Below are 2,841 nucleotides of genomic sequence, written 5' to 3' on the forward strand. Positions count from 1 at the left end.
GACGACGGCGAACAGGCCGCCGGCCGGGGTGTTCCAGCGGACCCCGTGGCCCGGCGCGGAGAAGCGCTGTTCCAGGCCGGCGAGCAGGGCCCGGCGGTTGCGCCGGTAGACCTCGGCGGCGGGCGCGCTGGCCCGCTCCATGCTGCAGCCGTTCTCCAGCAGCAGGCCGCCGATGGCCGCCTGGGCGACGGAGGAGGTGTTGAGCGTCAGCATGCTCTTGAGCTTGGCGAGCTGGTCGGCAAACAGGCCGCCCTCCCGCACCGGCTGGTCGGCGACGACGTAGCCGATCCGGGCGCCGGGGAAGGCGGTCTTGGCGAAGGAGCCGAAGTAGACCACCCGGGCGGCGCGGTCCAGGGACTTGAGCGTCGGCGGCCGCGCTCCCCCGTCGTGGAACATCGAGTACGGGTTGTCCTCCAGCAGCAGCAGGTTCTCGCGTTCGGCGATCCGCAGCAGCCGTTCCCGGTCGGCGACCGGCATCGCGGCCCCGCCGGGGTTGGCGAAGTCGGGGATGACGTAGCAGGCGCGCGGTTCGAGCCCGTCGGCCCTGGCGTGCCGGATCTGCCGTTCCAGGTCGTCGGGGTCGAGTCCGGCCGGCCCCTCCCGGACCGGCCGCACCGGCAGGTCGACCAGCCGGGCGGCGCCGGTGAAGCCGACGTAGGTCGGGGCCGCGGCGAGCACCACGTCGCGCGGGCCGCGGCGCAGCGCCCGCAGGACCAGGACCATGGCCTCCTGGCAGCCGGTGGTCACCACCACCGCCTCCGGGTCGACGGCCAGGCCCTCGTCGACGGCGAGGTGGCGGGCGATCAGGTCGGTGATGATGCCTTTGGTGTGGCCGTACTGGAACAGCGCCCGGGTGACCTGGTCGGTGTCGAAGCCCCGGTCGGCGGCCAGGTGGCCGGTGTAGGTCTCCAGGTGGCGGTGGAGCGCGGCGATCTCGTAGCCGCCCTCGTAGGGCCGGCCGGCCGCGAAGGAGACCGCGTCGGGGTAGCGGCCGGTGACCTCGTTGAGCAGGGTCATCGAGGTCAGCGCCGGGTCGGTGAGCGAGGCGTGCAGGTCGGCGGTGCTCAGCGTGCCCCCGGCGGACGCCGGCCGCCTCGGGGGGTCGAGGAGTCCGGCCGCCGGGCCGGGGGCCGGGCTCATGCGGACGCGCCGTTCATGGCGTCGATGAGGCTCTTGGGCCGCATGTCGGTCCACAGTTCGGCGATCCGGTCGAGCGCGTCCTGGTGGCCGGTGGCCTGGACGGCGACCGTCCAGCCGGCCGGGACCTCGGCGAAGGAGGGCCACAGCGAGTACTGGCCCTCGTGGTTGACGAGGACCAGATAGCTGGCCTCGGTGTCCTCGAAGGGGTTGGTCATGGTTCTCTCCTCGGATGGGTCGGTGTGCGGGCGGCGGGCGGCCGTTCGGTCCCGGCGGGCCTCGGCCCAGCCTGCGCCGGGGCGCTGTCAGCGCGCTGACGGCGTTGACGGCGCCGCGCGCAGGCCGTGCAGGACCTCGGCGATCACCGGCGCGCGGTCGGCGGCCGGGTGGAAGTGGTCGCCGGGGAAGGTGCGGTGGACGGTCGCACCGGTGGTGGCGGCGCTCCAGCCGGCCGCCTCGGCCTCGGTCAGTTCCGGGTCCCGCAGGCCCCGGTGGGTGGTCACCGGGGCACGCAGCACGGCGTGGGCGGCGGGCCGGTAGGTCTCGGCCAGCCGGTAGTCCGCCCGGGCGGTGCGCAGCACCAGTTCCCGCAGGTCCGGGTGGTCGAGCACCTCGGCCGGTACGCCGCCGAGCCGGTCGAGTTCGGCGAGGACCCGGGTGTCGTCGCCGAGGTGGACCTCGCCGGGGCGTACCAGGCGGGGTGCGGGCATGCCGGAGGCGGTCAGCCGCAGCGGGTGGTGGCCGCGGGCCTCCAGCCGCAGGGCGGTCTCGTACGCGACGAGGGCGCCCAGGCTGTGGCCGTAGAGGGCGAACGGCCGGTCCAGCAGCGGCAGGGCGGCCTCGCACGCCCGGTCGGCGAGCTCCGCGAGGTCGTCGACGAGGGGTTCCAGCAGGCGGTCGGCGTGGCCGGGGTACTCCACCGCGAAGAGTTCCACCTCGTCGGGCAGCAGGTCGTGCCAGTCCCGGTAGGCGGCGGAGGAGCCGCCGCCGTGCGGGAAGCACAGCAGTCTGGTGCGGGCCGCCGGGCGGGGCCGCAGGCAGCGGAACCAGGCCGCGGTGTCGGGTCCGCTCATGCGGGGACCGCCTCCCACTCCAGGGACGCGACCGCGTCCAGGATCCGGTCCACGCCGGGCAGGTAGTGGCTCTCCAGCAGCGGCGGCGGGTAGGGCACGTCGAAGCCGGTGACCCGGCGGACCGGGGCCTCCAGGTGGTAGAAGCAGCGTTCGGTGATCCGGGCGGCGATCTCGGCGCCGGGGCCGGAGAATCCGTGCGCCTCGTGCACCACGACGGCCCGGCCGGTGCGGCGGACGCTCGCGCACACGGTGGCGTCGTCGAGCGGCATCAGCGTCCGCAGGTCGACCACTTCGAGGTCCCAGCCGAGTTCCGCGGCCGCCTCGGCGGCCTCCAGGGCGGTGCTGACGGCCGGGCCGTAGGCGACCACGGTGGCGTGGCTGCCGGGCCGGCGGACGACCGCCGACCCGAGCGGGCCGGTGTCGACCGGCAGGCCGAGCTCCTCCTTGCGCCAGTACAGCCGTTTGGGTTCGAGGAAGACCACCGGGTCGGGGGAGGCGATGGAGCGGCGCAGCAGTGCGTACGCGTCGGCGACGGTCGCGGGGGTGACCACGGTCAGTCCGGGGGTGGCCATGTAGTAGATCTCGGAGGAGTCGCTGTGGTGCTCGACGGCGCCGATGCCGCCGCCGTACG

At 75.0% G+C, this 2,841-nt stretch carries 4 protein-coding genes; all 4 read right to left on the reverse strand.

Annotation, left to right across the window (positions count from 1 at the left end; all coding sequences use genetic code 11):
- The coding region (locus AA75_RS40675) for a PLP-dependent aminotransferase family protein (RefSeq protein WP_051814264.1) at positions 1–1,140 on the reverse strand (1,140 nt) is incomplete at its 3' end.
- The gene (locus AA75_RS40680; RefSeq protein ID WP_033825532.1) at positions 1,137–1,355 is read right to left on the reverse strand and encodes an MbtH family protein; all 219 of its coding nucleotides are present in this window, start codon (positions 1,353–1,355) and stop codon (positions 1,137–1,139) included. The genes AA75_RS40680 and AA75_RS40675, both read right to left, overlap by 4 nt.
- Before the next feature lie 87 nt (positions 1,356–1,442).
- Positions 1,443–2,210 carry a thioesterase II family protein gene (locus tag AA75_RS40685; protein WP_033825533.1) on the reverse strand — a complete coding sequence of 256 codons (768 nt, stop codon included), beginning with the start codon at positions 2,208–2,210 and terminating at the stop codon, positions 1,443–1,445.
- Positions 2,207–2,841: alpha-ketoacid dehydrogenase subunit beta (locus tag AA75_RS40690; RefSeq protein ID WP_033825534.1), on the reverse strand; the 635-nt coding region annotated here is incomplete at its 5' end. The genes AA75_RS40690 and AA75_RS40685, both read right to left, overlap by 4 nt.

Origin of the sequence: Kitasatospora sp. MBT63 (assembly GCF_000710465.2) — a bacterium.
Lineage (GTDB): Bacteria > Actinomycetota > Actinomycetes > Streptomycetales > Streptomycetaceae > Kitasatospora.